The organism is Ruania rhizosphaerae (assembly GCF_009805705.1).
Classification (GTDB): Bacteria; Actinomycetota; Actinomycetes; order Actinomycetales; family Beutenbergiaceae; genus Ruania; species Ruania rhizosphaerae.
Genome location: NZ_VSMB01000020.1, coordinates 37816 through 60650 on the forward strand (window position 1 = coordinate 37816; position 22835 = coordinate 60650).

Here is a 22835-nt window from a genome sequence, read left to right on the forward strand (position 1 = left end):
GCATGCGGCACAGTGACGCACAGGATCCGACTCGTCACGAAGAGGAGCGTCGCGATGCCCGGACTGGTGTTCATCGGAGCAGGACTCGCCACCGCCACCGCCGTCACAGCATTGCGGGAGGCTGGTGACACCCGGCCGCTGACCATCGTCGGCGATGAAGGAGAGCTGCCCTACGAACGCCCCGGGCTGTCGAAGGGCGTCCTCCTCGGCGACGATCCGGTGGACTCGCTCTACGTGCACGACGCCGACTGGTACGCCGAGCACGAGGTGCGCACGATCCTCGACGACGCCGCCGTATCCCTCGACACGACGGCCCGCACGGTCCGGCTCACCTCCGGCGAGATGCTCGACTACGACGACGTCGTCCTCGCCACCGGTGCGGCGGCGCGCCGGCCCACGATCCCGGGTGTCGACCTTCCCGGTGTGCTCACCTTGCGGCGCATCCCCGAATCGGCGGCGCTGCGTGCGGCATTCACGCCGGATCGGTCGGTGGTGATCGTCGGGGCCGGATGGATCGGCCTCGAGGTCGCCGCAGCCGCCCGGACAGCTGGCGCCTCCGTGACCCTCCTGGAGTCCGCCGACGTCCCGCTGCGAGCCGCACTCGGCCCTGAGCTCGGCGCCCACTTCGCCCAGCTGCACCGCGATCACGGTGTCGATCTGCGCACAGGAGCCACCGTTCACGCCATCGAAGGAGAGGAGACCGTCGCCGGCGTCGACGTCGACGGGCAGACGATCCCGGCAGACCTGGTGGTGCTCGGTGTCGGCGCCACCCCGAACGTCGAGCTGGCTCAGGCGGCGGGACTGAAGGTCGAGAACGGTGTCGTCGTGGACGAGCAGCTGCGAGCGGCTGGGCACGTCTACGCGATCGGCGACGTGGCCGCCGCCAGGAATGCCGCCATGGGCACCACGCTCCGGGTGGAGCACTGGGACAACGCCAAGCGTCAGGGGGCCCTCCTCGCCGAGGTGCTCACCGGCTCCGGCGCCCGCTATGACTGGGCTCCCTACTTCTTCACCGACCAGTACGACCTCGGGATGGAGTACGTCGGCCACAGTGCTCCCGATGACGAGGTGGTGCTGCGTGGTGCCCCGGAATCGGGGGAGTTCCTCGCGTTCTGGACTCGCGACGGCGCACTCACCGCGGCCATGAACGTCAACATCTGGGACGTCTCGGACGATCTGCGGGCGCTGCTCGGTCGCTCGATCGCCCCGGCCCGCCTGGTCGACGAGTCGATCCCGCTCACCGAGCTGTGATCTCCCGGCGCGGCCGGACTTTCCGGCTGCGTGCAACGATGGGCTCGCTGGTGACACAGAACCTCTGACAGTGGCGTGCCGGCACCAGGAGAGGTCGATGACGAGCAATGACGAGACGTGGTTCGAGGACCAGTTCACCGCCCACGTCGACGCGGTCCACCGCTTCCTGCTGCGACGGGGCGCCGGCACCGACGCCGAGGACCTCTGCGCCGACGTCTTCGCCACCGCCTGGCGCCGTCGGGACGACGTGCCGGCCGGGCACGAACTCCCGTGGCTCTACCGCACCGCGGGTTTCATCCTCGCCAACCACCGGCGCAAGCACCGCCCTGTCCCCGTGGCTGAGGTCCCCGAGGATCACGACGGCGCCCCCTCCGACCCCGCCGACCTCGCCCTGGCGGATGTCGAGCTCACGGAGATCCTGACGGCGTTGAGCGCCAAGGACCGTCACGTTCTGCTGCTGCATGCATGGGAGGGCTTGGACGGCGTCGCGCTGGGTCACGCCCTCGGCATCAGCCGTGGTGGAGCGGCGGCCGCTCTCTCCCGTGCCCGGTCTCGCTTACGGGAGGTGTGGCAGGAACGCGTTGGGGCGTGATGTCCGCCCACGATGCGCAGCATCTGCAACGTCTGACCTGGTCACCACACAGGCACGGTAACGACCACCCCGAGACCGGGAGATCCGATGACTGATCACGACCGCGAGGAACCGCTCGACCGGCTTCGCGCCAGCGACCCCGCCGCCGAAGCGCCGGCTGTGGACCGCGCCCGCGTACGCGCGGCCGTCGATGCCCGGCTGGCGGGTGACCACTCTGTCGGCGAGGCACCGGCAGATCAGCTGGCCGCGCGCCGTCGCCGGAGGTGGCCCCAGTACGCGGCCGCAGCCGCTGTGGCGCTCCTCATCGGCGTCGGCGGATACTCGCTCGGTGCCACCGGCGCAGGAGGCGCTGACACAGCCGCGCAGGAGGCGGCCGCGGGAGACGACTCGGGATCGGAGATGGCGGAGCAGGACTCCGCGACCTCCGACATGGCGGCACCGGGCCCCGGATCGTCGGAGGAGGCCGACGGCGCCAGCGAACTGTCCATCGGCCCGTACTCCCCGCGCACGGTGTTCACCGCGTCGGGGCTGAGCACCGAAGCGGGCTCAGCGCCCGTGTACGGCCTGGATGCCTCCGGCGTGGCGACCGCCGAACGCGCCCGCCAGATCGCCGACGCGCTCGGACTCGAGCCCGAGCCGGTCGAGCAGGACGGCGCCTGGAGCATCGGTTCCTACAACACCGGCGAGCCTGTGCTGCGGCTCCACGCCGACGGCACGGTCGAGTACTCCGACCCGGCCCGCGATCCGTGGCAGTGCGGTGAGGCCACCGTGCGCGACGACGCTGATGATGTTGACGACGCCCCGGGCACCGAGGAGGGCGGCAGTGAGCCTGCCTCACCGGGATGCGCTGATCCGCAGGGTGAGGCACCCACCGCCGAGGAGGCCGAGGCGATATTCGCCGAACTGCTCACCTCCCTCGGTGTGGACCCGGCCGACTACGCCGTCACCGCCGACCGGGGTACGGAGGGCCCGGTCGCCTACGTGAACGCCGACCTGCTCGTCGAGGGCGAGACGACCGGCGTCACCCTCGGTGGTGGGGTGACCCCCGACGGCGTCACCCACGTGTGGGGATCGCTGGCCACTCCGTATGACCTGGGAAGCTACGACGTCATCTCCGCACAGGAGGCCGTGGAGCGGCTCATGGACCCCCGGTTCGGTGGGTCGAGCAGCGACGTGATGCCCTATGCGCTCGAGGACTCCGCGGCCGAGGGTCCGCCGCCCGCCTCCGAGCCCGAGTCCATCGAACCGGGAGCGTCCATCCCGTGGCCGGTCCGGCAGGTCACCATCACCGGTGCCGAGCTCGGGCTGCAGACCCTGTACACCGACGCCGGCCACGTGTTGCTCGTGCCCACCTACACCCTCACCGGTAGCGATGCGGGTGGTGACGCAGGCACCTGGACCGTGATGGCGGTGTCCGAGAGCGGTCTCGACCTCGGCTGAGCCCACCCGTGGCAGACTGGCGAGGTGTCGAACGCGAGCATCCAGACCACCACCGATCCGGGCGTCGCCGGCCTGGTGACCGCCCTGAGTGCGGAGATCTCCGGTGACGTGGACGCCAGCACGCGCCGCCGCGCCGAGTACAGCACGGATGCCTCCAACTACCGGGTCCTCCCGCAGGTGGTGGTGTTCCCGCGCAGCACCGAGGACGTGCTCGCCACCCTTCGCGTGGCCCGGGAGCGCGGGGTGCCGATCACCGCCCGTGGCGCCGGAACCTCGATCGCCGGCAACTCCGTGGGTACCGGTGTGGTCATCGACTTCTCGCGGTACCTGAACCAAGTGCTCGAGATCGACCCGGAGGCCCGCACCGCCCGCGTGCAACCCGGGGTCATCATGTCGGACCTGCAGAAGGCTGCCGCACCATACGGGCTCCGGTTCGGGCCCGACCCGTCCACGCAGTCGCGCGCCACCCTCGCCGGCATGATCGGCAACAACGCCTGCGGACCGCACGCCGTGGCCTGGGGGCGGACCGCCGACAACACCATATCCCTCGACGTGGTGGACGGAGCCGGGCGGCGGTTCACTGCGGGTGCCGGTGACCTCAGCGCCGTTCCCGGCCTGGAGGAACTCGTCCGCGAGAACCTCGCCACCATCCGCACCGAGTTCGGCCGCTTCGGCCGGCAGGTGTCGGGTTACTCGCTCGAGCACCTGCTTCCCGAGAACGGGGCCGACCTCGCGAAGTTCCTCGTCGGCAGCGAGGGAACCCTGGTCACCGTGCTGGAAGCGACCGTGCGACTCGTGCCCATCCCGGCCGCGCCGGTCCTGCTGGCCGCTGGCTACCCGGACATGCCCAGTGCCGCCGACGCCGTGCCGGCGATGCTCGCCCACGGTCCCCTCGCCGTCGAGGGCCTCGACGCCGAACTGGTGGAGATGGTGCGCCGCCACAAGGGTGACCACGCCATCCCCGACCTGCCTGAAGGCGCAGGCTGGCTCCTCATCGAGGTGGGCGGCGAGACCGAGGCCGAAGCCCTCGCCAAGGCTCGTGAGATCGCTGCCGACGCCGGCACCGAGGCCGTACAGATCGTGCCCGCCGGCCCGGAGGCGACGGCTCTCTGGCAGATCCGCGCCGACGGCGCCGGCCTGGCCAGCCGCACCCTCGACGGTGCGCAGGGCTGGCCCGGATGGGAGGACGCTGCCGTCCCGCCCGAGAAGCTCGGGGCCTACCTGCGCGACTTCCAGGCACTCATGGCCGACCATGGCGTCTCGGGGTTGCCGTACGGGCACTTCGGAGACGGCTGCATCCACATCCGCATCGACTTCCCCCTCGACCCCGAGGACGGCCCGGAGGGTGTGGCCGTGTTCCGCCGGTTCATGGTCGCGGCCGCCGAGCTGGTCGCCTCCCACGGGGGATCGCTCTCCGGCGAGCACGGTGACGGCCGGGCGCGCAGCGAGCTGCTGCCGTTGATGTACTCCCCGGAGGCGATCGCGGCCTTCGAGGCGGTCAAGGCCATCTTCGACTCCGGTGACGTGCTCAACCCCGGCGTCGTGGTCCGCCCGCGCGCCATGGACGACGATCTGCGCCGTCCGTACGTGCGCGCCTTGCCGATGCTCTCAGGTTCGGGTTTCTCCTTCTCCCATGACGGCGGCGACATGGCCATGGCGGTACACCGCTGCACCGGAGTGGGCAAGTGCCGCGCCGACCTGCCGAGTTCGTTCATGTGCCCCTCGTACTTGGCCACCAAGGATGAGAAGGACTCCACACGCGGCCGGGCGCGGGTGCTGCAGGAGATGGCCAACGGCTCCCTGGTGCAGGGCTGGGAGGCTCCCGAGGTTCACGAGTCCCTCGATCTGTGCCTGTCCTGCAAGGCGTGCTCCTCGGACTGCCCCACCGGGATCGACATGGCGCAGTACAAGTCCGAGGTGCTGCACCGCACCCACCGCGGAAAGATCCGCCCGGTCGCTCACTACGCGCTCGGCTGGCTGCCGCGCTGGGCCCGCGCCATCACCAGCGCGGGAGTGCTCGCGAAGGTGACCAACGCCGTCCTCGGGGTGCGCCCGATCGCTCGCCTCGTCCTGCGCCTCGGTGGCATGGATTCCCGGCGCAGCATGGTCACCTTCGCCGAGGAGCCGCTGCGCCGCTGGTGGCACAGGCGCCCGACGGCGCAGGTCCAGCAGGTGGAACAGTCACCGTTGCGGGAGGTGCTGGTGTGGGCGGACTCGTTCTCCACGTATCTCGACACGGCCGGTGGCCGGGCGATGGTCGAGCTGCTCGAGCAGGCCGGCTACACCGTGCGGATGCCGGAGGCGAGCGCCTGCTGCGGCCTGACCTGGATCTCCACCGGTCAGCTCGACGGTGCCCGCACGCGGCTGCGCCAGACGATGGACGTGCTCGCCCCCTACGCCAAGGCCGGGATCCCCATCGTCGGGATCGAGCCCTCCTGCACTGCAGTGCTGCGGTCGGACCTGCCGGACCTGTTCCCGGATGATCCCCGCGCCCGCCTGCTCGCGGAGAACACCCTCACTCTCGCCGAGCTCCTCACGGGTGATCATCGGCCCGCCGGCTGGACCCCACCGGACCTGACCGGCACCACGGTGATCGCTCAGCCGCACTGCCACCAGCACGCCGTGATGGGCTACACCCACGATCTGGACCTGCTGCGCCAGGCCGGCGCGGAGGTCACCACGCTCACCACCTGCTGTGGCCTCGCCGGTAATTTCGGGATGGAGGCCGGTCACTACGACGTCTCCGTGGCCGTGGCGGAGCAGTCGATGCTTCCCGCGCTGCGAGAGGCCCCCGACGGTGCGGTCTTCCTCGCCGACGGGTTCTCCTGCCGGACCCAGGCCGAGCATCTTGCCGGGGTTCGCGGCGTACACTTGGCCCAGTTGCTCACGACCCCTGGGGGCAGGGCGGATCGCGAGCAACCGTGAACCCCGCCTATCATCCATCGAGAACGGTCGCCTCAACGCCATGCCGTCCTTCGCCTTCGATTCCGGTCTTCTCGTCCCCACTGTGCTCGGCCGACGAACGAGCACGCCACTGACTCCTGAGCTGAGACGGGCGTTGCGGCAGTACCTGCTCGACGTCGTCGATGTGGACCTGCTGCCGATCTCCTGGTCGGACGAGGCCGAGCCGGTGCTGACGGCGATGGACCCTGCCGGTCAGGCCGTCACCGCCATCGTGGTCGACTCGATCGACGGCGTGGGGCTGGTGCGGGCTCTGGCTCGTGCCGGGGAGACTGCTGCCTCCTCGTGGCTGGCGATCGCCTCCCGGCACCCCGGCGGGGTGGACGAGTTCCGCCGGGCCTGGGCGGCGTTCCGGGAGACGCGCCCCGCAGGTGCCCAACCGGGACCGCAGTTGATCGTGCTCGCGGGGGCGGTCGATCCGGAGGTGCTGGCGGCGACCCGGGTGATGCACGGGGTGCTCGTGTACTCGGTCGATGCGCGGGAAGGATCGAACGGCGAAGAGCTCGTCGATGTCTCGGCCGTGCACCGGCCCACGGTGCGAGTGCTCGACCACGACGTGGTGCACGAACCTGAGCAACTCGCGCTCCTTGCCGACGGCGCAGCTCCGGGTGCACTCGTCGCCCTCGCGCCGCCCGCGGTGGCCGGGGACGAGGCTCCTCCGATCGAGGATACGGCGGTCATCCCACCGGTGGTGCCCGACGACGCTGGCGACGAGCCGAGCATCGACCCGCAGCTGGTGGCGGTGGCCTCGCTCGTGGGTGCGCCGATAGGTATCGAGGCACAGCTGGATGGTCAGGTGCGGACAGGGTCGTTGCAGGCGGACGGAGCCGTCCTGGTGGACGGTGCGGCTCACCCCACCTTGGAGAGCGCGGCGGCGCGCATCGGCGGCGACCCGGCCCGTGCCTGGTCGTTGTGGCAGATCGCCGGGTTCCCCATGGCAGACGCGCGCGACGAGGCCGCGCGGGCAGCGGAGGAAGAGCCGGCGGTCGAGACGCGCTCGCGGCGTCGACGCCACTGAGTGTTCAGAGGGACGGCGGGGGTGCCGTGCTCTCCCGGACGACGAGCTCGGTGGCCAGATCCACCCGCAGTGCCGACGGTTGCTCCCCACGGGCGAGTGTGAGCACCATCTGCGTCGCGGTCGCGGCCATCTGCCGGAGCGGCTGGTGCACTGTCGTGAGCGTGGGGGAGTACCAGGACGCGATCGGCAGGTCGTCGTAGCCGACCACGGAGAGATCTTCGGGGATGCGTAGGCCCAGCTCTCGGGCAGCATGGATCAGTCCCACCGCCTGCATGTCGGACCCGGCGAAGATGGCGGTCGGGCGGTCGGGCCGGCTGAGAAGCTCGCGGGCGTGGCGCTCACCGCCGGGAATGTAGAAGTCTCCCCACCGGATCATCGACGGGTCGTAGGCGATGCCCGCCTGGTCGTGCGCACTGCGGAACCCGTCCACCCGGGCGCGTGAGCACAGCACGTCCGGCGGTCCGGAGATCACGGCGATGCGTCGGTGCCCGAGTTCGATCAGGTGCCGTGTCGCTGCTAATCCGCCATCCCAGTTCGTGGATCCGACCGCCGGGATCCCGGGGCGGGGCTCGCCGTCGGTGTCCACGACGACCGAGGGGATCCCGCGGGAGGTGAGTTGGTCGTGCTGGGCGTCGGTCAGGCGGGCGAGCACGAGGATGACCCCGAGGGGACGGCGGGCGAGCACATAGTCGAGCCACTCTTCAGCGGGCCGATGTCGTCCGCCCAGTTCGGAGAGAACCATGCCCGCTCCAGCAGCCCCGGCGGTCTTCTCCACAGCTCGGATGATCTCCATCGACCATTCGTTGGTCATCTCGTGAAAGACCAGGTCGATGATGGGGGGACCGGTGCGGACGGGGCCGCGGTTGCGTCGGCGGTACCCGTGCTTGGCAACGATGTCCTCCACGCGAGCGCGCGTCGCAGGTGCCACGTCGGAGCGGCCGTTGAGCACCTTGGAGACGGTCGGCACCGAGACACCGGCTTCTGCCGCGATCGACGAGATCGTCGATGAGGTTCGCTCTGTGCCGACCATCACTACCTCTCCGTCCGCAACTATCGGAGAGACGCTACCACCCCTCTGTGTTCGTAGCGGGCTTGACGTCGGCGATCGGGTCTCTTAGCCTCTCCGTACTATCGACAAGAAAACCGATAGTTTCGAAATGCATTCGGCGTGCAACTGCTCGCGAAGACGAAGGAGTCTGATGATGTCTCACATCGACATTGGGAAGATCTGCGAGGGGACGGCGTCCCGGCGAAGTTTCCTGGGGATCTCTGCTGCCTCGGCCCTCACCCTCGGCCTGACTGCATGCGAAGGGGGCACGCAACCGGGTGAAGATCCCGACGGGGCCGGCTCGGCGAACGTGTGGATCCTCACCGGCGGGATGTGGCCGGTGATCAGCGACTCCGTGAGCCGGTGGAACGAGGAGAACCCGGATCAGGCGATCTCGGTCGAGGAGTTCGAGAACGATGCCTACAAGGAGCGGATCCGCACGGCCGTCGGCGCCGGTCAAGCTCCGACGCTCGTGCTCAGCTGGGGTGGGGGCACCCTCGCCGACTATGCCAACAACGACCAGATCATCGACCTCTCCGGTGCGACGGGGGATCTCGAGGAGCGGCTCCTGCCGTCGGTCGCGCTGAACGGGCAGGTGAACGGCACCACGTACGCCGTTCCGGTCAACGATGTGCAGCCGGTGGTCCTGTTCTACAACCGTGACCTGTTCGCCGAACACGGGCTCGAGGTACCCGAGACGTATGAGGACATGCTCGCGGTCAGCGACGAGTTCCAGCGGCATGACGTGCTCCCGTTCGCGCTGGCAGGCGCGAGCGTCTGGCCCGAGCTCAAGTGGATTCAGTACCTCACCGACCGCATCGGCGGGCCTGAGGCATTCCAAGCCGTCCTCGACGGCGAACCCGACGCCTGGTCCCACCCAGCCTTCATGGCAGCCACCACGCGCATCCAGGAACTGGTCGAGGCGGGCGCATTCGGTGACAACTATGCCTCCGTTGCCGCAGATCAGAACGCTGACCTCGCGCTCGTTCACACCGGACGTGCTGCCATGGTGCTCTGGCTCAGCTCCGCCTACGCCACGTTCCGCAACGATGCTCCCGAGTTCACCGAGACATCGCTGGGCTGGACCACGTTCCCGACGGTCGATGGCGGCGAAGGCGATGCGGGCAATATCGTCGGGAACCCGGCCAATGTCTTCTCCGTCTCGGCCGCGGCATCCGAGCGCGAGCAGAATGCCGCACTCGGGTGGATCGGTGAGCGCCTCTATGACGACACGCAGATCGAGGAGATGATCGCCGCCGGCGCGGTGCCACCGGTCCAGGGCATCGCTGATCGGCTCGCGGAGAGCGAGAACGGCGAGTTCCTCAGCTACTCCTACGACCTGGCCAGCGCCGCACCGCACTTCCAGCTCTCCTGGGACCAGGCGCTTGCACCGGGCCCTGCACAGGAGCTGCTGACCAACCTGAGCCAGGTGTTCCTCATGCAGATCACGCCGGAGCAGTTCGTCGACAACATGAACGCCACGCTCTGACATGGCGCGTGCGACTCAGCGATCGGAGGTCAGCGGGCGTACCGCCGGTCCACCATTCGTGATGGCAGTCCCGGCGCTCGTCTTCTTCGCCGTGTTCGCACTGGTCCCGCTCGGGGGTGTGGTGGTCCTGTCCTTCATGGAGTGGGACGGCCTGGCCTCGCCCCAGTGGGCAGGACTGGCGAAGTGGGAGCAGACGCTCGCGGACCCGGTGACGCGGCGCGCCATGTGGCTTACGTTCGTCTTCACCACTGTCTCGTATCTCTTTCAGGCGCCGGTCGCTCTGCTGCTGGGCGTGTTCATGGCGGGGAGTCAGCGCTACCGCGCGCTGCTGTCGGTCCTGTACTTCCTTCCCCTCATCTTCTCGGCGGCGGCCGTCGGCATCACCTTTCAGTCACTGCTGGACCCGAACTTCGGGCTGTCCCGGGCGTTCAATTCCGACCTGCTGGGGCAGAACTGGCTCGGCAATCCGGACCTGGCGCTGTTCGTCGTGGTCTTCGTGGTGGCGTGGTGCTTCGTGCCACTCCACTCGCTGCTCTACCAGGCCGGGGTGCGCCAGATTCCCGCCGCACTGTATGAGGCAGCCACCCTCGACGGCGCCGGGCGGCTCGCCCAATTCGCCCACATCACCCTGCCACAGCTGCGGTACACGATCATCACCTCCTCCACGTTGATGCTGGTCGGCTCCCTGACCTATTTCGACCTGATCTTCGTGCTCACCGGAGGAGGCCCCGGTGGTGCTACGCGCATCCTCCCGCTGGACATGTATCTCAACGGATTCCGCAGCTACGACATGGGCCAGGCGAGCGCCGTCGCCGTGATCCTCGTCGTCGTCGGGCTGGCGCTGGGCCTGATGCTCAACCGGCTTTCCGGTGCCAGCAAGATGGAAAGTCAGCAGGAGGGCCTGTGAAAGAGCAGAAGCGTCCGAACGTCCTGGGCGGCCTCGCCGGATGGCTCTGGCTACTCGTCGTGATCGTACCGATCTACTACATCGTTGTGACCAGCCTGCGCCCGCAGCAGGACTACTACGACGAGAATCCTCTCTCGCTGCCTGGCAACCCCACCCTCGACGCCTATCAGATCGTGCTCGAGAACGAGTTCGTCCGATACCTGACCAATAGTGTGCTGGTCACTGTGGGCGCCGTTGCCGTCATCCTCGCGGTCTCCTTGATGGCCTCCTACTACGTGGTCCGGTCGGCCACTCGCCTGGCGAAGCGGACCCTGGAGCTGATCCTGCTCGGCATCGCGATTCCGCTCCAGGCAACGATCATCCCCGTCTACTACCTGATCGTGCAGATCGGGCTCTATGACACGTTGTGGGCGCTGATCCTGCCCAGCATCGCCTTCGGCGTGCCGATCAGCGTACTGATCATCAGCAACTTCGTCCGTGACATTCCCGGTGAGCTGTTCGAGTCGATGCGTGTCGACGGCGCGGGGGAGTGGCGGATCCTGCCCACGTTGGTGCTGCCGCTCTCCCGTCCAGCGCTGATGACTGTGGGCATCTATCAGGCACTTCAGGTGTGGAACGGGTTCCTGTTCCCGCTGGTTCTCACGCAAAGTTCCGGGGTGCGGGTGCTGCCACTGTCCCTGTGGTCGTATCAGGGGGAGTTCTCGACGAACGTCCCCGCCGTGCTTGCGGCCGTCACACTCTCGGTCCTCCCGATCCTGGCCGCCTACGTGATCGGACGCCGGCAGCTGGTCAGTGGTTTGACCGCCGGCTTCGGCAAGTAGTGGGGAGATCACCTGCATGACTTCTTGACCCCACTGACCGACCATCAGCATCGTCCGACACACATCGAAGGAGTCCGATGGCGCAGCACGCCGCCCCCGACGCCCACTGGCAAGACACCGCCCTCCCGATCACTGAGCGTGTCCAGGCACTGCTCGAGGCGCTCACGCTCGAGGAGAAGGTGGCCCAACTCGTCGGCCTGTGGGTCGGGGCCAATCCGGAGACCGGTGACGTCGCTCCGCAGCAGTCAGAGATGGCCACCGAGCCGGTCTCCTGGGAGCGGGCGATCCAGCACGGCCTCGGCCAGCTCACGCGGCCCTTCGGCACCACCCCGGTCGATCCCGACGCCGGTGCACGCGGCCTGGCCGCCTCGCAGCGGGAGATCATGGCTGCCCAACGCCAGGGCATCCCGGCACTCGTGCACGAGGAGTGCCTGGCTGGGTTCGCCGCCTGGAAGGCCACCGCGTACCCGGTACCACCGAGCTGGGGGGCGACCTTCGATCCCGAGCTGGTCACGCAGATGGCGGCCCGGATCGGTGCCACCATGCGGGCGGCCGGGGTGCACCAGGGGCTCGCCCCGGTGGTCGACGTCACCCGCGACTACCGATGGGGTCGCGTCGAGGAGACCATCTCCGAGGACCCCTACCTCGTCAGCGCCGTCGGTGCTGCGTACGTCCGCGGACTGGAGTCGGCTGGCGTCATCGCCACTCTCAAACACTTCCCGGGCTACTCCGCCTCCCGCGCCGGCCGCAACCTCGCACCCGTGTCGATGGGTCCGCGGGAACTGGCCGACGTGATCCTGCCCCCGTTCGAGGCGGCGCTGCGCGCCGGCGCCCGCTCGGTGATGCACTCCTACACCGAGATCGACGGCGTCCCCACCGCCGCGGATCCGCGTCTCCTGACCGATCTGCTGCGCGGGGAGTGGGGATTCGACGGCACCGTGGTGGCCGACTACTTCGGCGTGCGGTTCCTGCAGACTCTGCACGGCGTGGCCGGTGATGCCGCCGCTGCCGCCGTGCTGGCGCTCGAGGCGGGTGTCGATGTCGAGCTACCCTCCGCCGATGCCTATCCGGAGTTGGTGGCGGCGGTCCGCTCCGGGGAGATCTCCGAGACCCTGGTCGATCGTGCCTTGCGCCGGGTGCTCGCACAGAAGGTCGAACTCGGCCTGCTCGACGTGGGTTACGAACCCGAACCCGCCGGCCCGGTGGTCCTCGACGACGCCGAGGGCCGGCAACTCGCGCTCCGCCTGGCCCGCGAGGCCCTGGTGCTCGTTGCCAACGACGGCGTCCTCCCCTTACCACCGAAGCGCCGGCTGGCCGTCGTGGGGCCCCTGGCCGACGACCCCTACGCCATGCTCGGCTGCTACTCCTTCCCGGCCCATGTCGGCGTCCGCCACCCTGAGCACGGGATGGGTATCGACATCCCCACCGTGCTGGCCGAGTTGCGGACCCGTGCCCAGGTCGAGCACGCCCGCGGCGTCGACGTCACCGATCCGGACGTCAGCGGGATCGAGGCAGCCGTCGCTTCCGCCCGGGACGCCGACGTGTGTGTCGCCGTCGTCGGCGACCGGTCCGGGCTCTTCGGTCGTGGAACTTCCGGTGAGGGGTGCGACGCGGCCGACCTGCGCCTTCCGGGAAAGCAGCAGGAGCTGCTGGAGGCGCTACTCGCCACCGGAACCCCCGTCGTCGTGGTGGTGCTCAGTGGCCGGCCCTATGCCCTGGGCGAGCTGGCCGAGCGGGCGAGTGCCGTCGTCTGGGGGTTCTTCCCCGGGCAGCGCGGCGGGCAAGCGCTCGCGGAGATCCTCACCGGCGAGACGTCCCCCTCGGGGCGCCTGCCGCTGAGCATCCCAGCCGAGCCCGGCAGTGGGCCCGGCACCTACCTGGCTCCGCCACTGGGACGCCCCAGCTCGGTCACCACCATCGACACCACACCCGCGTACTGGTTCGGGCACGGCCTGACCTACACCACCTTCGAGTGGACGCAGGTGCAGGTGGCGGACCCGGTGTGGGACGTCGCAGGCACCGCGACGGTCACGATGCAGGTGCGCAACACCGGCCACCGAGCCGGCACCGAGGTGGTGCAGCTCTACCTGCACGACCCGGTGGCCCAGGTCACTCGGCCCGTGGTGCGCCTGGTCGGGTTCGCCCGGCTCGACCTCGACCCGGGGCAGTGTGCGACCGTGACCTTCGAGGTGCCCGCCGACGTCACTGCGTTCACCGGTCGCAACCTGCAGCGGATCGTCGAGCCGGGGCGGATGGAACTGCGGCTGGCGCGTTCGGCAGGGGACGTCCGCGCCGTCCTCGCGCTCGACATGGTCGGCGAGGTCCGCACGGTCGGTCACGACCGGGAACTGTTCTCGACCGTCCGCTCAGAGTATCGGTAGGAGGTCGCGCAGGTCGGTCAGGCCGTCGCTGAGGAACTCGGGGCGCAGGGCCTGACTTGTGGTCACCTCGTCCCAGGTGCCCCGCCCGGCGGCCACCCGGATCCACACGGCGGCGTCGTCCACCAGCACCGTGACGCCGGTGCGATCGGCGACCACCTGCGCGAACGCCTGCGCCACCAGCTGGCGTGCCCCGGCATCCACCGGTGCCGGGGCGGCCAGTGCCGGTGCCAGGTCGTATCCGTGCACCACCAGTTCGATCAGCCGGGTGAGGACGAAGTCGGAGAGTCTGATGGCTCCGCGGCGCCCCCGGACCACCACATCGCCCTGCTGGGCGAGCGTGCCGAGATGGGCGAAGGCCCGCTCGGCCACCGCGTCGAGCCCGCCGAGCGGATCGTCGGCGATCTGCTGGGCCATCTCCCGGGTGACGCGGTCGATCCGATCGGCATCGGCGGCATAGGAGGAGAGGTAGTCGGCCACGCCCATCGGCTCCGCGGACGGGTCCGGTTCGCAGGCGGTGATGGCGTCCAGCGCACGGCCCAGGTGTGCGATCAGGTCCCCGACGGTCCAGCCGGGCAGGGAACTCGGGGTGGCGAGCACGTCACTGCCGAGGTCGTCCAGGCGCTCGCGCAGGAGATCCCACTGGTCGCGCAGCTCGTCGCAGTATCGCGTCAACGTCACCATGGGCGATAGCGTCTCAGACATGGATGCACAGACGCGATGGGGATTCCTCGGCCCGGGCCGGATCGCCGAGAAGGTGGCGGCCGACTTCGAGCACGTGCGGGCAGGTGCCCTGGTGGCGGTGGGCTCGCGCTCGGCCGAGCGGGCCGAGGCGTTCGCGGCCACGCATGCGCAGCGCTCGGGCCACGAGGTGCGTGCACACACCGGCTATGACGCGCTGCTTTCCGATCCCGAGGTGGATGCCGTCTACATCGCCACCCCGCACACTGACCATGCGAGCCAGGCCATCGCTGCCATCGAGGCCGGGAAGGCGGTGCTGGTGGAGAAGTCCTTCACCGCCACCCTCGACGGCGCCCGCCGGGTTGTCGAGTCAGCCCGCCATCACCAGGTGTTCGCGATGGAGGCGATGTGGACCCGCTTCCAACCCGCGGTCCGGGCCGCGAAGAGCCTGATCGCCGACGGCGTGATCGGCGAGGTCCGTGCCGTCCAGGCCGACCTCGGGGTGCGGCGGGAGTTCGACCCTGACGACCGGATGTTCGCACTCGAGCTCGGCGGTGGCACCCTGCTGGACCTGGGCGTGTACGTCGTCTCCTTCGCCCAGCACATCATGGGCACCCCGGACCGCGTGGTCGCGACCGGGTCGGTGCTGCAGACCGGGGTGGACGGCGAGGCAGGAATCCTGCTCGGCTACGACGACGGTCGCAGCGCCACGCTGCAGACGTCCTTCCACCTCCCGCTGCCGGGGCAGGCTCGCATCTACGGCACCCACGGCTGGATCGACATCCCGCCCCGGTTCCACCACCCCGTCTCGCTGGTGCTGCACCGCCAGGGTGAGGATCCGTTGCACGAGCAGCTGCCGCCGTCGGGAGCCGGCTACGCCGAGGAGTTCATCGAGGTGGGACGTTGTCTCGCCGAGGGGAGGACCGAGAGCGAGGTGATGCCGCTCGCGGACACGCTCGCCGTGCAGGCGGTGTTGCAGGAAGCGGCCGACCAGCTCGGGGTGCAGTTCACCGAGCGGTGAGCAGCTCGGACAGGATCGGTGTGAGCTGGTCGTCCTCGATGAGGAAGCCGTCGTGGCCGAAGGGGGAGTCCAGTTCGCGGTAGAACCCGCGGGGCGCTCCGCGGGCGATCCGTTCTGACTGCGAGGGCGGGAACAGCCGGTCCGAACGCACCGCCAGCGCGAGCGTGGGCATGTCGAGCGTGGCCAGGGCTGCTTCCACGCCGCCACGGTCACGTCCGATGTCGTGGGTGAGCATCGACTCGGTCAGCACCACGTAGCTGTTCGCATCGAATCGACGCGCCAGCTTGTCCGCGTGGTGGTCGAGGTAGGACTGGACCGCGAACCGTCCGCCACCACCCAGCGGGTTCTCCCCGCCCTGTGGCAGCCGGCCGAAGCGTTCGTCCAACTCCTCCGCACTGCGGTAGGTGGTGTGCGCGATCTGCCGCGCGATGCCCAGGCCCGTGTGCGGTCCGTCCCCGTCGGCGGCGTCGTAGTAGTCCCCGCCGCGGTAGCGCGGATCAGCCCGGATCGCACCGATCTGGGCGTGAGCCCAGGCGATCTGGTCGGCCGAGGTCTGCGCACAGGTGGCGATCGCCGCCAGCGCCGCCACCCGCTCGGGCGCGATCAGGCCCCATTCGAGCACCCGGTGGCCACCCATCGAGGCGCCGATCACCAGCTTCCATCGGCCGATTCCGAGCCGGTCGGCCAACTCGACCTCGGCCGCGACCTGGTCCCGCACCGTCACGTACGGGAACCTGCTGCCCCACGGGGTGCCGTTCGGGGCGTCGGAGGCCGGGCCGGTGCTGCCCTGGCACCCGCCGAGCACATTGGGTGCCACCACGAAGAAGCGATCGGTGTCGATCGTCTTCCCGGGGCCCACCGTGGACGACCACCAGCCCGGAGAGCGGTGCCCCGGACCCGTCTCACCGGTGACGTGCGCATCTCCGGTGAGTGCGTGCAGCACCAGGATCGCGTTGTCCCCGGCGGCGTTCAGCTCGCCCCAGGTCTGGTACGCGAGACGCACGTGCGGCAGGCGCCCACCGGCTTCCAGGTGCAGTGGACCCAGATCGGCGAACTGACGTTCCCCGGCCGGATCGCCATCACGCCATGCCCCGGACGCGGGGATGGGCGTCTGCGGGGCGCGACGACGCCCGGGGGAGCGCCGAGCGGGCGCGCCGGGCACAGCGCGCTCGGGTGCGTTCTGCTCCCGGGCGCTCTGCTCGCCCTTCTCGATGGTCACGGGGTCCACGGTAATTGCTCTGCGGTTCACACGCGCGCAGTGGCTCAGGCGCTCGCAGTCGCCGCGGCACCGGAACGCACCGCGGCAGCCGCCTCGAACCCGCGCTCGAGGTCGGCCAGGATGTCGTCGAGGTGCTCCAGTCCCACCGACAAGCGCACCAGACCGGGGGTGACGGCGCTCGCGGACTGTTCGTCCGCCGTCAACTGGCTGTGTGTGGTGGAGGCCGGGTGGATCACCAGCGAGCGCACGTCACCGATATTGGCCACCAGCGAGTGCAGTTCGAGTGCATCCACGAACGCCTTTCCCGCCTCGAGGCCACCCTCGATCTCGAAGGCGAGCACCGCACCGGGGCCCTTCGGTGCGTACTTCTGGGCGAGGGCGTAGTACGGGCTGGACGCGAGTCCGGCGTAGTTCACCGACAGCACGTCGGCGCGCGCCTCGAGGAACTCGGCCACCTTCTGGGCGCTGCCCACGTGCCGGTCCATCCGCAGCGAGAGCGTCTCGATGCCCTGGAGCAACAGGAAGGCGTTGAACGGTGAGATCGCCGGTCCGAGGTCGCGCAGCAACTGCACGCGCGCCTTCAGAATGAAGGACATGTTGACCCCGAATGCGCCACCCTCGCCCAGATCGCGGGCGTAGACGAGGCCGTGGTAGCTCGGGTCCGGGGTGTTGTAGTTGGGGAACTTCTCCGGGTTGTCGGCGTAGTTGAACGATCCGGCGTCCACGATGACGCCGCCGATCGAAGTGCCGTGACCGCCGAGGTACTTCGTGGCCGAGTGCACGACGACGTCCGCTCCGTGCTCGAACGGGCGCACCAGGTAGGGGGTCGCCACGGTGTTGTCGACGATGAGGGGCACACCGACCTCGTGCGCGACGGCGGCCACGGCGGCGATGTCGAGCACGTCACCCTTGGGGTTGGGGATGGTCTCGCCGAAGAACACCTTGGTGTTCTCCTGCGCAGCAGCGCGCCACGCGTCCGGGTTGTCCGGATCGTTGACGAAGCTCACTGTGATTCCCAGCTTCGGCAGCGTGTAGTGGAGCAGGTTGTAGGTGCCGCCGTACAGGGACGAACTGGCGACGACGTGGTCGCCGGCCTCGGCCACGTTGAGGATGGCGAGCGTCTCGGCTGCCTGGCCGGAGGCGACCAGCAGGGCGCCGACGCCACCTTCGAGGGAGGCGATCCGGTCCTCGACCACGGCCGTGGTCGGGTTGTTGAGCCGGGTGTAGATCGGGCCGAGCTCGGCCAGGGCGAACCGGTTAGCCGCCTGATCGGTGTTCTCGAACACGAACGAGGTGGACTGGTAGATCGGGACGGCGCGTGCCCCGTGATCGGAGTCGGCTGTCTGCCCAGCGTGGATCTGACGGGTCTCGAAGTGCCAGTTGGCGGTCATCGCGGGTCTCCTTCATCGGGGGCCGGGATGAGCGGGCTCGACATCTCCAAGCCCTCGAACCCAGCGTGATCGGGCTGAGCGTGCGCGTCAGCGCGGCGCTCGGCGGTCCATGTCGTCACAGTACGGTCCGGCGGCAGTGATCTCATCTGGCTGACGGCAACGTCTCACATCGCGGATTCTTCCGGTGTGAGCACAGGGCGTGATGATCGATGACTGTGGCAGATGTGACTACTGTGACTATTGCGCCTGGTGTTCACATTCGGTGCTACATCGACTACCTTGGGGAGCGGTCACGGCAGCAGCGTCAACACGACACGCCGAGTGGGTGTCGGTTCGTCGGCGTTTCGTGGCTGGTGACTATCCCTGATCGAGGAGACGTTGGTGCGAGTACAGAAGGCCTGGCGACCAGCCGCCGCCGCGCTGGGTGCTGTCGCGCTCTCCCTCGGCCTGTTGGCCTCCCCTGCCTCGGCCGATGTGCCGAGCGTCGAGGACATCGAGGATGTGCAGGATGCTGCCGACGACACGGCCGCCCAGATCGCGGCGCTGGAAGTGCGCCTGGCCGAGAACGCCGCGGCCCGCGACGAGTCGCAGATGGCGGCGGCGATCGCGGCTGAGAAGTACAACCAGGCCGCCGTCGAGCGCGACCAGGCTCGCGCGGACGCTGATGCCGCAGCCGATGCAGCGGCCCAGGCCGATGACGACGTAGCCGCGGCCAGCCGGGATGTCGCCCGGATCGCGAACGCCGCCTATCGCAACGGTGGAGAGCTGCAGCAGATCGGCATCTTCCTCTCTGCCGACGGACTCGACGATGCGATCGAGAGCGCCACGACCTTCCGGATGCTCGGTGGGGACGCGGACGACGCCTATCAGCGGCTCGATGCCGCCGAGCGGGTCGCCGATGTCATGCAGGCTCGAGCGGATCAGGCGCTCGCCGATGCCGAAGCGGCAGCAGCCGACCTCGAGGAGGCATCCCGGGAGGCCGACGCGGCAGCACTGACGGCTGAGAACGTCGTGGCCGACAACGAGGCGGAGCGAGACTCGCTCATCGCCGAGCTTGCGGCGCTGCGCAACACCACGTCCGAACTCGAGGCGGAGCGCCAAGATGCGCTCGACGCCGAGCGCCGTGAACGGGAGAACGCCGCAGCGGCCGCAGCGATCGGCGCACCCGCCACAGAGCGTGAGGACGATCAGGACGAGTCCGGTTCGGGCCAGTCTGACTCAGGTCGGTCTGAGTCCGATCAGAGCGCTTCGCCGGATCCTGCTCCCAGTCCGGACCCTCGACCCAGTCCCGAACCGCAGCCAGAGCCCGAGCCGGAACCCAGCCCGGAACCGGAACCCAGTCCCGAACCGCAGCCCGAGCCGGAGCCCGAGCCCGAGCCGGAGCCAGAACCGGAGCCTCAGCCCGATCCACCATCCACGCCCGCCAGCGCCGGCCAGGGTGCGGTGAACTGGGCGATGACGCAGGTCGGCGACCGGTACCTGCTTGGCGCGAACGGGCCTGATGCCTGGGACTGCTCCTCCCTGACGCAGGCGGCCTATCGGTCCGTTGGGATCACACTGCCGCGTACGTCTCAGGCTCAGTACCGGGCGACCGCGAATGTGCCGATCGACCAGATCCGCCCGGGCGACCTGATCTTCTATTCCAGCAACAACCAGGCCAGCGGCGTCTACCACGTGGCCATCTACGCTGGCAACGGGATGCGGGTGCACGCCGGCAACCCCTCCACCGGCGTGCAATACACCTCGATGTGGTGGGCGAATGTGCTCCCGATGGCCGGGCGGCCCTGAGTCGCGTCAGTGTCCGATGTGCGGCTGCGGGTGGGTGTACCCGGTCTCCTCGGCGCGGGTGAAGGAGTTACGGATCTCCTCTTCTGCGGCCTCACGGCCGACCCAGTGGGCCCCCTCGACGGACTTGCCGGGCTCGAGGTCCTTGTAGACCTCGAAGAAGTGCTGGATCTCCAGCCGGTGGAACTCGGAGACGTCGTCGATGTCGCTGCGCCAGCTCGCGCGCTGGTCCCCGACGGGCACGCACAGCACCTTGTCGTCACCGCCCGCTTCGTCGCGCATGCGGAACATGCCCAGTGCGCGGCACCGGATCAGGCAGCCCGGAAAGGTCGGCTCCTCCAGTAGCACCAAGGCGTCCAGCGGGTCGCCGTCTTCGCCGAGCGTGCCGTCGATGTAGCCATAGTCGTCCGGATAGCGGGTGGAGGTGAAGAGCATCCGGTCGAGCCGGATGCGCCCGGTCTCGTGGTCCACCTCGTACTTGTTCCGCTGCCCCTTGGGGATCTCGATGGTGACGTCGAATTCCACGGCCTGTCTCTTCCGCTCGCTGGGTGTGCTACCTCTAGTGTGGCCTACGCTGGCGCCCTTCGTGGACACGACGCGGGGTGAGAACCACGCTTGTCACGAGGGAAGATCGACGTCGCCGGAGGGAGGGACAGTGTCCCAGCAGGGCTCGCCGCGACCAGTTCGCACGACGGCGTCCGGTCGCCCGCCCGCGCCACGCCGCCGCCCCTCGTCCCGGGCGGCGTCCCCGGGTGCGCGCGAGGCCGCTCGGGCAGCGGCGCGCCGCCGCCTCTACCGGCGCCGCCGGATGACCGTGCTCGCTGCACTGCTCGTCCTCCTGCTGGGGGGCTACGCGACCCTGGACGCCAACGACGTGGTTCCCGGCGTGCTGACCCGGACGCCCCCATGGCCCGACGCTGAGCCCTTCCCCGAGGTTGCCGTGGCAGAACTGACAGCGGCGCCGGACCGTGTCCCCTCCATGTCGGGGGAGGCGCCCGTGCCCAGCACTGAGGAACTCGCTGCGCTCGCTTCATCGCTGGTCTCCAGCGGTGCGGTTGGACCGGCGCCGGGCGTGCTGGTCACCGACGTCCTCACGGGTGAGGATCTCTACGGCGCGCGTGCCGCTGAGTCGTACGTGCCGGCCTCGAGTCTGAAGCTCCTGACCGGACTGGCAGTGCTGGCCAGCTACGGCGACCAGCACCGGTTCGTCACCTCGGTGGTCGACGGCGGGAACGGCGACGGTGGCGACGTCGTCACCCTGGTCGCCGGGGGAGATCTCACCCTGGCGGCGGAGGAGGGAGACCCGAGCTCCGTCGTCGGGCATGCGGGCCTGGGGGACCTGGCGGCGGAGGTGGCCACCGAGCTCGCCGCCCAGGGGCGCACCGAGGTGCAGGTGACCTTGGACGACACGCTGTTCACCGGGCCGGAACTGGCGCCGCGGTGGGGTCCGGTGGATCTCTCGGGTGGCTGGGCGATGCCGATGGCGCCGATCGCCGTGGACATCGGACGGCGGGACGGCACATCGGTGCGGTCCTCGGATGCGGCGTTGGACGCGGCGGAGGCCTTCGCTGATGCTCTCGCGGGCGAGGGCATCAGTGTGCGCGGGGATGTGCAGCGGGCGGCCGCACCGGACGGGGCGAGTGAACTCGGTGCCGTGGAGTCCGCGCCGTTGCGCGACCTGGTGGCGTTCACGTTGCAGCAGTCCGAGAACGTGCTCTCCGAGGCGCTGGGGCGCATGACGGCGGTGGCGACCGGGCATGAGTCGAGTTTCGCCGGCGCGGGGGAGGCCGTGCTCGCAGTGCTGGCAGATCTCGGGCTGGACACATCGGGAAACTCGCTGTCGGACACCTCCGGGTTGAGTTCCGAGAGTGTCGTGACGCCGCGGCTGCTCACCGATGCCGTGCGATTGGCCGCCGATGGATCCCATCCGGAGTTGACATCGTTGCTCGCGGCCGTGCCCGTGGCCGGACTCGAGGGAACTCTGAACAGCAGGCTGACCGACACTGCGGCGACGGGCGTGGTGCGAGCCAAGACGGGAACCCTGCCGCAGGTCGTGGCGCTTACTGGGATGGTCACCACGGAGGACGGGCGTCTGCTCGCCTTCACCGTGCTGGCCAACGATTTCGATCGCGGCTCTGCTTACTTGGCGCGGATTGCCGTGGACGAGTGGATCTCCTCGGTGGCGGAGTGTGGGTGTAGCTGAGTGTCGGGCGTGGCTGCTGTCGACAGGCTTGTGTTGCGGATCGGCAGTTCCGCGTTGAATTGGCGAGATCGGCCTGCCCACGGCTGAAGAGTCAGGAGCCCGCACTCATCGGCTGCTCCACGCTCCTGAACAGTTGCTCCACGCTTCCGAACCAGGGCGCCGCTCGCTCGGATGCCGAGCGCGTGGGTGACCACCCGGTGCGTGAGGGATCACCAGGTGTTCCGGTCGGTGGTTCGGCCTGCCACGGACCCGCTCACAGGTTCAATGTCGGTGGTGGGTGGGAGGCTCGGTTCATGGCGTCGACAGGTGCGGGTGTTCGGTTCTCGGTTCCGGCCGGGACGGGGCTGTTGGGTGCTGTGCGGGCGAACCGGATACTGGCGTGGGTGTGGCCCCTGACCTGGGCGAACGGGGCGATGTCGGTGGTGGGTGGGAGGGTGTTTTCATGACCTCGACAGCTGCTCGCGACTCGTTCTCGGTTCCGGCCGGGCGGGGGTTGTTGGCTGCTGTGCGGGCCAATGGGGTGGCCGCTCGGGCGGTGGAGGTCGAACGGGCTGAGCTGGTGGTGGCGTGGGTGTGTCAGGCCGCGATCGACCCCGATGACCCGGCGGCCGGGAACGGCGTGTTCGACCC

18 protein-coding genes are annotated in these 22835 nt (G+C 69.4%); 13 read left to right on the top strand and 5 right to left on the bottom strand.

Going from position 1 to position 22835, the window contains the following annotated elements; translation table 11 throughout:
- The first annotated feature begins 54 nt into the window (after window positions 1-54).
- The 5 genes from FV560_RS19130 (at window position 55) to FV560_RS19150 (ending at window position 7262) form a co-directional block, all read left to right on the top strand.
- Window positions 55-1251 carry an NAD(P)/FAD-dependent oxidoreductase gene (locus tag FV560_RS19130; RefSeq protein ID WP_159623432.1) on the top strand — a complete coding sequence of 399 codons (1197 nt, stop codon included), beginning with the start codon at window positions 55-57 and terminating at the stop codon, window positions 1249-1251.
- Between the two features lie 97 nt (window positions 1252-1348).
- A complete protein-coding gene (locus tag FV560_RS19135; protein ID WP_159623434.1) occupies window positions 1349-1843 on the top strand; it encodes an RNA polymerase sigma factor in 495 nt (164 codons plus the stop codon).
- A gap of 87 nt (window positions 1844-1930) precedes the next feature.
- Window positions 1931-3283, top strand: a complete 1353-nt coding sequence (locus tag FV560_RS19140; protein ID WP_159623436.1) for a hypothetical protein — start codon at window positions 1931-1933, stop codon at window positions 3281-3283.
- Window positions 3284-3307: 24 nt separating this feature from the next.
- Window positions 3308-6208, top strand: a complete 2901-nt coding sequence (locus FV560_RS19145) for an FAD-binding and (Fe-S)-binding domain-containing protein (RefSeq protein ID WP_235020239.1) — start codon at window positions 3308-3310, stop codon at window positions 6206-6208.
- A gap of 40 nt (window positions 6209-6248) precedes the next feature.
- On the top strand, window positions 6249-7262 hold the full coding sequence (locus tag FV560_RS19150) for a hypothetical protein (protein ID WP_159623438.1): 1014 nt from the start codon (window positions 6249-6251) through the stop codon (window positions 7260-7262).
- Window positions 7263-7266: 4 nt separating this feature from the next.
- Here the strand turns inward: FV560_RS19150 and FV560_RS19155 are convergent, their stop codons facing one another.
- Window positions 7267-8292, bottom strand: coding sequence for a LacI family DNA-binding transcriptional regulator (locus FV560_RS19155; protein ID WP_159623440.1), 1026 nt, complete (start codon window positions 8290-8292; stop codon window positions 7267-7269).
- A 172-nt stretch (window positions 8293-8464) separates the two neighbouring features.
- On the opposite strand from FV560_RS19155, the gene FV560_RS19160 reads away from it, so the two are divergent.
- From FV560_RS19160 to FV560_RS19175, 4 genes are all read left to right on the top strand, one after another.
- On the top strand, window positions 8465-9799 hold the full coding sequence (locus FV560_RS19160) for an ABC transporter substrate-binding protein (protein ID WP_159623442.1): 1335 nt from the start codon (window positions 8465-8467) through the stop codon (window positions 9797-9799).
- 1 nt (window position 9800) lies between these two features.
- Window positions 9801-10706 (top strand): carbohydrate ABC transporter permease, encoded by a 906-nt coding sequence (locus FV560_RS19165; RefSeq protein WP_200837816.1) that lies wholly within the window; start codon window positions 9801-9803, stop codon window positions 10704-10706.
- Window positions 10703-11527, top strand: a complete 825-nt coding sequence (locus tag FV560_RS19170; protein ID WP_159623444.1) for a carbohydrate ABC transporter permease — start codon at window positions 10703-10705, stop codon at window positions 11525-11527. Before FV560_RS19165 ends, FV560_RS19170 begins: the two co-directional genes overlap by 4 nt.
- A gap of 77 nt (window positions 11528-11604) precedes the next feature.
- A complete protein-coding gene (locus FV560_RS19175) occupies window positions 11605-13908 on the top strand; it encodes a beta-xylosidase/alpha-l-arabinosidase (protein ID WP_159623446.1) in 2304 nt (767 codons plus the stop codon).
- Here the strand turns inward: FV560_RS19175 and FV560_RS19180 are convergent.
- Window positions 13894-14589: a maleylpyruvate isomerase N-terminal domain-containing protein gene (locus tag FV560_RS19180; RefSeq protein ID WP_159623448.1), complete on the bottom strand. Its 696-nt coding sequence runs from the start codon at window positions 14587-14589 to the stop codon at window positions 13894-13896. The two genes, FV560_RS19175 and FV560_RS19180, sit on opposite strands and share 15 nt — an antisense overlap.
- A 19-nt stretch (window positions 14590-14608) precedes the next feature.
- Between FV560_RS19180 and FV560_RS19185 the strand changes: the two genes are divergently transcribed.
- A complete protein-coding gene (locus tag FV560_RS19185; RefSeq protein WP_159623450.1) occupies window positions 14609-15607 on the top strand; it encodes a Gfo/Idh/MocA family protein in 999 nt (332 codons plus the stop codon).
- Here the strand turns inward: FV560_RS19185 and metX are convergent.
- The gene (gene metX / locus FV560_RS19190) at window positions 15594-16826 is read right to left on the bottom strand and encodes a homoserine O-acetyltransferase MetX (protein ID WP_476748644.1); all 1233 of its coding nucleotides are present in this window, start codon (window positions 16824-16826) and stop codon (window positions 15594-15596) included. The genes FV560_RS19185 and metX overlap by 14 nt on opposite strands.
- A gap of 44 nt (window positions 16827-16870) precedes the next feature.
- Window positions 16871-18217 carry a bifunctional o-acetylhomoserine/o-acetylserine sulfhydrylase gene (locus tag FV560_RS19195; protein ID WP_159623452.1) on the bottom strand — a complete coding sequence of 449 codons (1347 nt, stop codon included), beginning with the start codon at window positions 18215-18217 and terminating at the stop codon, window positions 16871-16873.
- Between the two features lie 381 nt (window positions 18218-18598).
- On the opposite strand from FV560_RS19195, the gene FV560_RS19200 reads away from it, so the two are divergent.
- Window positions 18599-20005 (top strand): C40 family peptidase, encoded by a 1407-nt coding sequence (locus FV560_RS19200; protein ID WP_159623454.1) that lies wholly within the window; start codon window positions 18599-18601, stop codon window positions 20003-20005.
- A gap of 6 nt (window positions 20006-20011) precedes the next feature.
- On the opposite strand, the gene FV560_RS19205 is transcribed toward FV560_RS19200, so the two are convergent.
- Window positions 20012-20527, bottom strand: a complete 516-nt coding sequence (locus FV560_RS19205; protein WP_089774354.1) for an inorganic diphosphatase — start codon at window positions 20525-20527, stop codon at window positions 20012-20014.
- A 130-nt stretch (window positions 20528-20657) separates the two neighbouring features.
- Here FV560_RS19205 and dacB point away from each other — a divergent pair, with 130 nt between their 5' ends.
- Window positions 20658-22205, top strand: a complete 1548-nt coding sequence (gene dacB, locus FV560_RS19210; protein WP_159623456.1) for a D-alanyl-D-alanine carboxypeptidase/D-alanyl-D-alanine endopeptidase — start codon at window positions 20658-20660, stop codon at window positions 22203-22205.
- 442 nt (window positions 22206-22647) lie between these two features.
- The coding region (locus tag FV560_RS19215) for a hypothetical protein (RefSeq protein ID WP_159623458.1) at window positions 22648-22835 on the top strand (188 nt) is incomplete at its 3' end.

What these genes read in the sequence shown, in the direction of transcription:
- FV560_RS19130 (WP_159623432.1), top strand. Translation starts at nt 55, where the DNA reads ATGCCCGGACTGGTGTTCATCGGAGCAGGACTCGCCACCGCCACCGCC.
- FV560_RS19135 (WP_159623434.1), top strand. Translation starts at nt 1,349, where the DNA reads ATGACGAGCAATGACGAGACGTGGTTCGAGGACCAGTTCACCGCCCAC.
- FV560_RS19140 (WP_159623436.1), top strand. Translation starts at nt 1,931, where the DNA reads ATGACTGATCACGACCGCGAGGAACCGCTCGACCGGCTTCGCGCCAGC.
- FV560_RS19150 (WP_159623438.1), top strand. Translation starts at nt 6,249, where the DNA reads ATGCCGTCCTTCGCCTTCGATTCCGGTCTTCTCGTCCCCACTGTGCTC.
- FV560_RS19155 (WP_159623440.1), bottom strand. Translation starts at nt 8,292, where the DNA reads ATGGTCGGCACAGAGCGAACCTCATCGACGATCTCGTCGATCGCGGCA.
- FV560_RS19160 (WP_159623442.1), top strand. Translation starts at nt 8,465, where the DNA reads ATGTCTCACATCGACATTGGGAAGATCTGCGAGGGGACGGCGTCCCGG.
- FV560_RS19165 (WP_200837816.1), top strand. Translation starts at nt 9,801, where the DNA reads ATGGCGCGTGCGACTCAGCGATCGGAGGTCAGCGGGCGTACCGCCGGT.
- FV560_RS19175 (WP_159623446.1), top strand. Translation starts at nt 11,605, where the DNA reads ATGGCGCAGCACGCCGCCCCCGACGCCCACTGGCAAGACACCGCCCTC.
- FV560_RS19180 (WP_159623448.1), bottom strand. Translation starts at nt 14,589, where the DNA reads ATGGTGACGTTGACGCGATACTGCGACGAGCTGCGCGACCAGTGGGAT.
- FV560_RS19185 (WP_159623450.1), top strand. Translation starts at nt 14,609, where the DNA reads ATGGATGCACAGACGCGATGGGGATTCCTCGGCCCGGGCCGGATCGCC.
- FV560_RS19195 (WP_159623452.1), bottom strand. Translation starts at nt 18,217, where the DNA reads ATGACCGCCAACTGGCACTTCGAGACCCGTCAGATCCACGCTGGGCAG.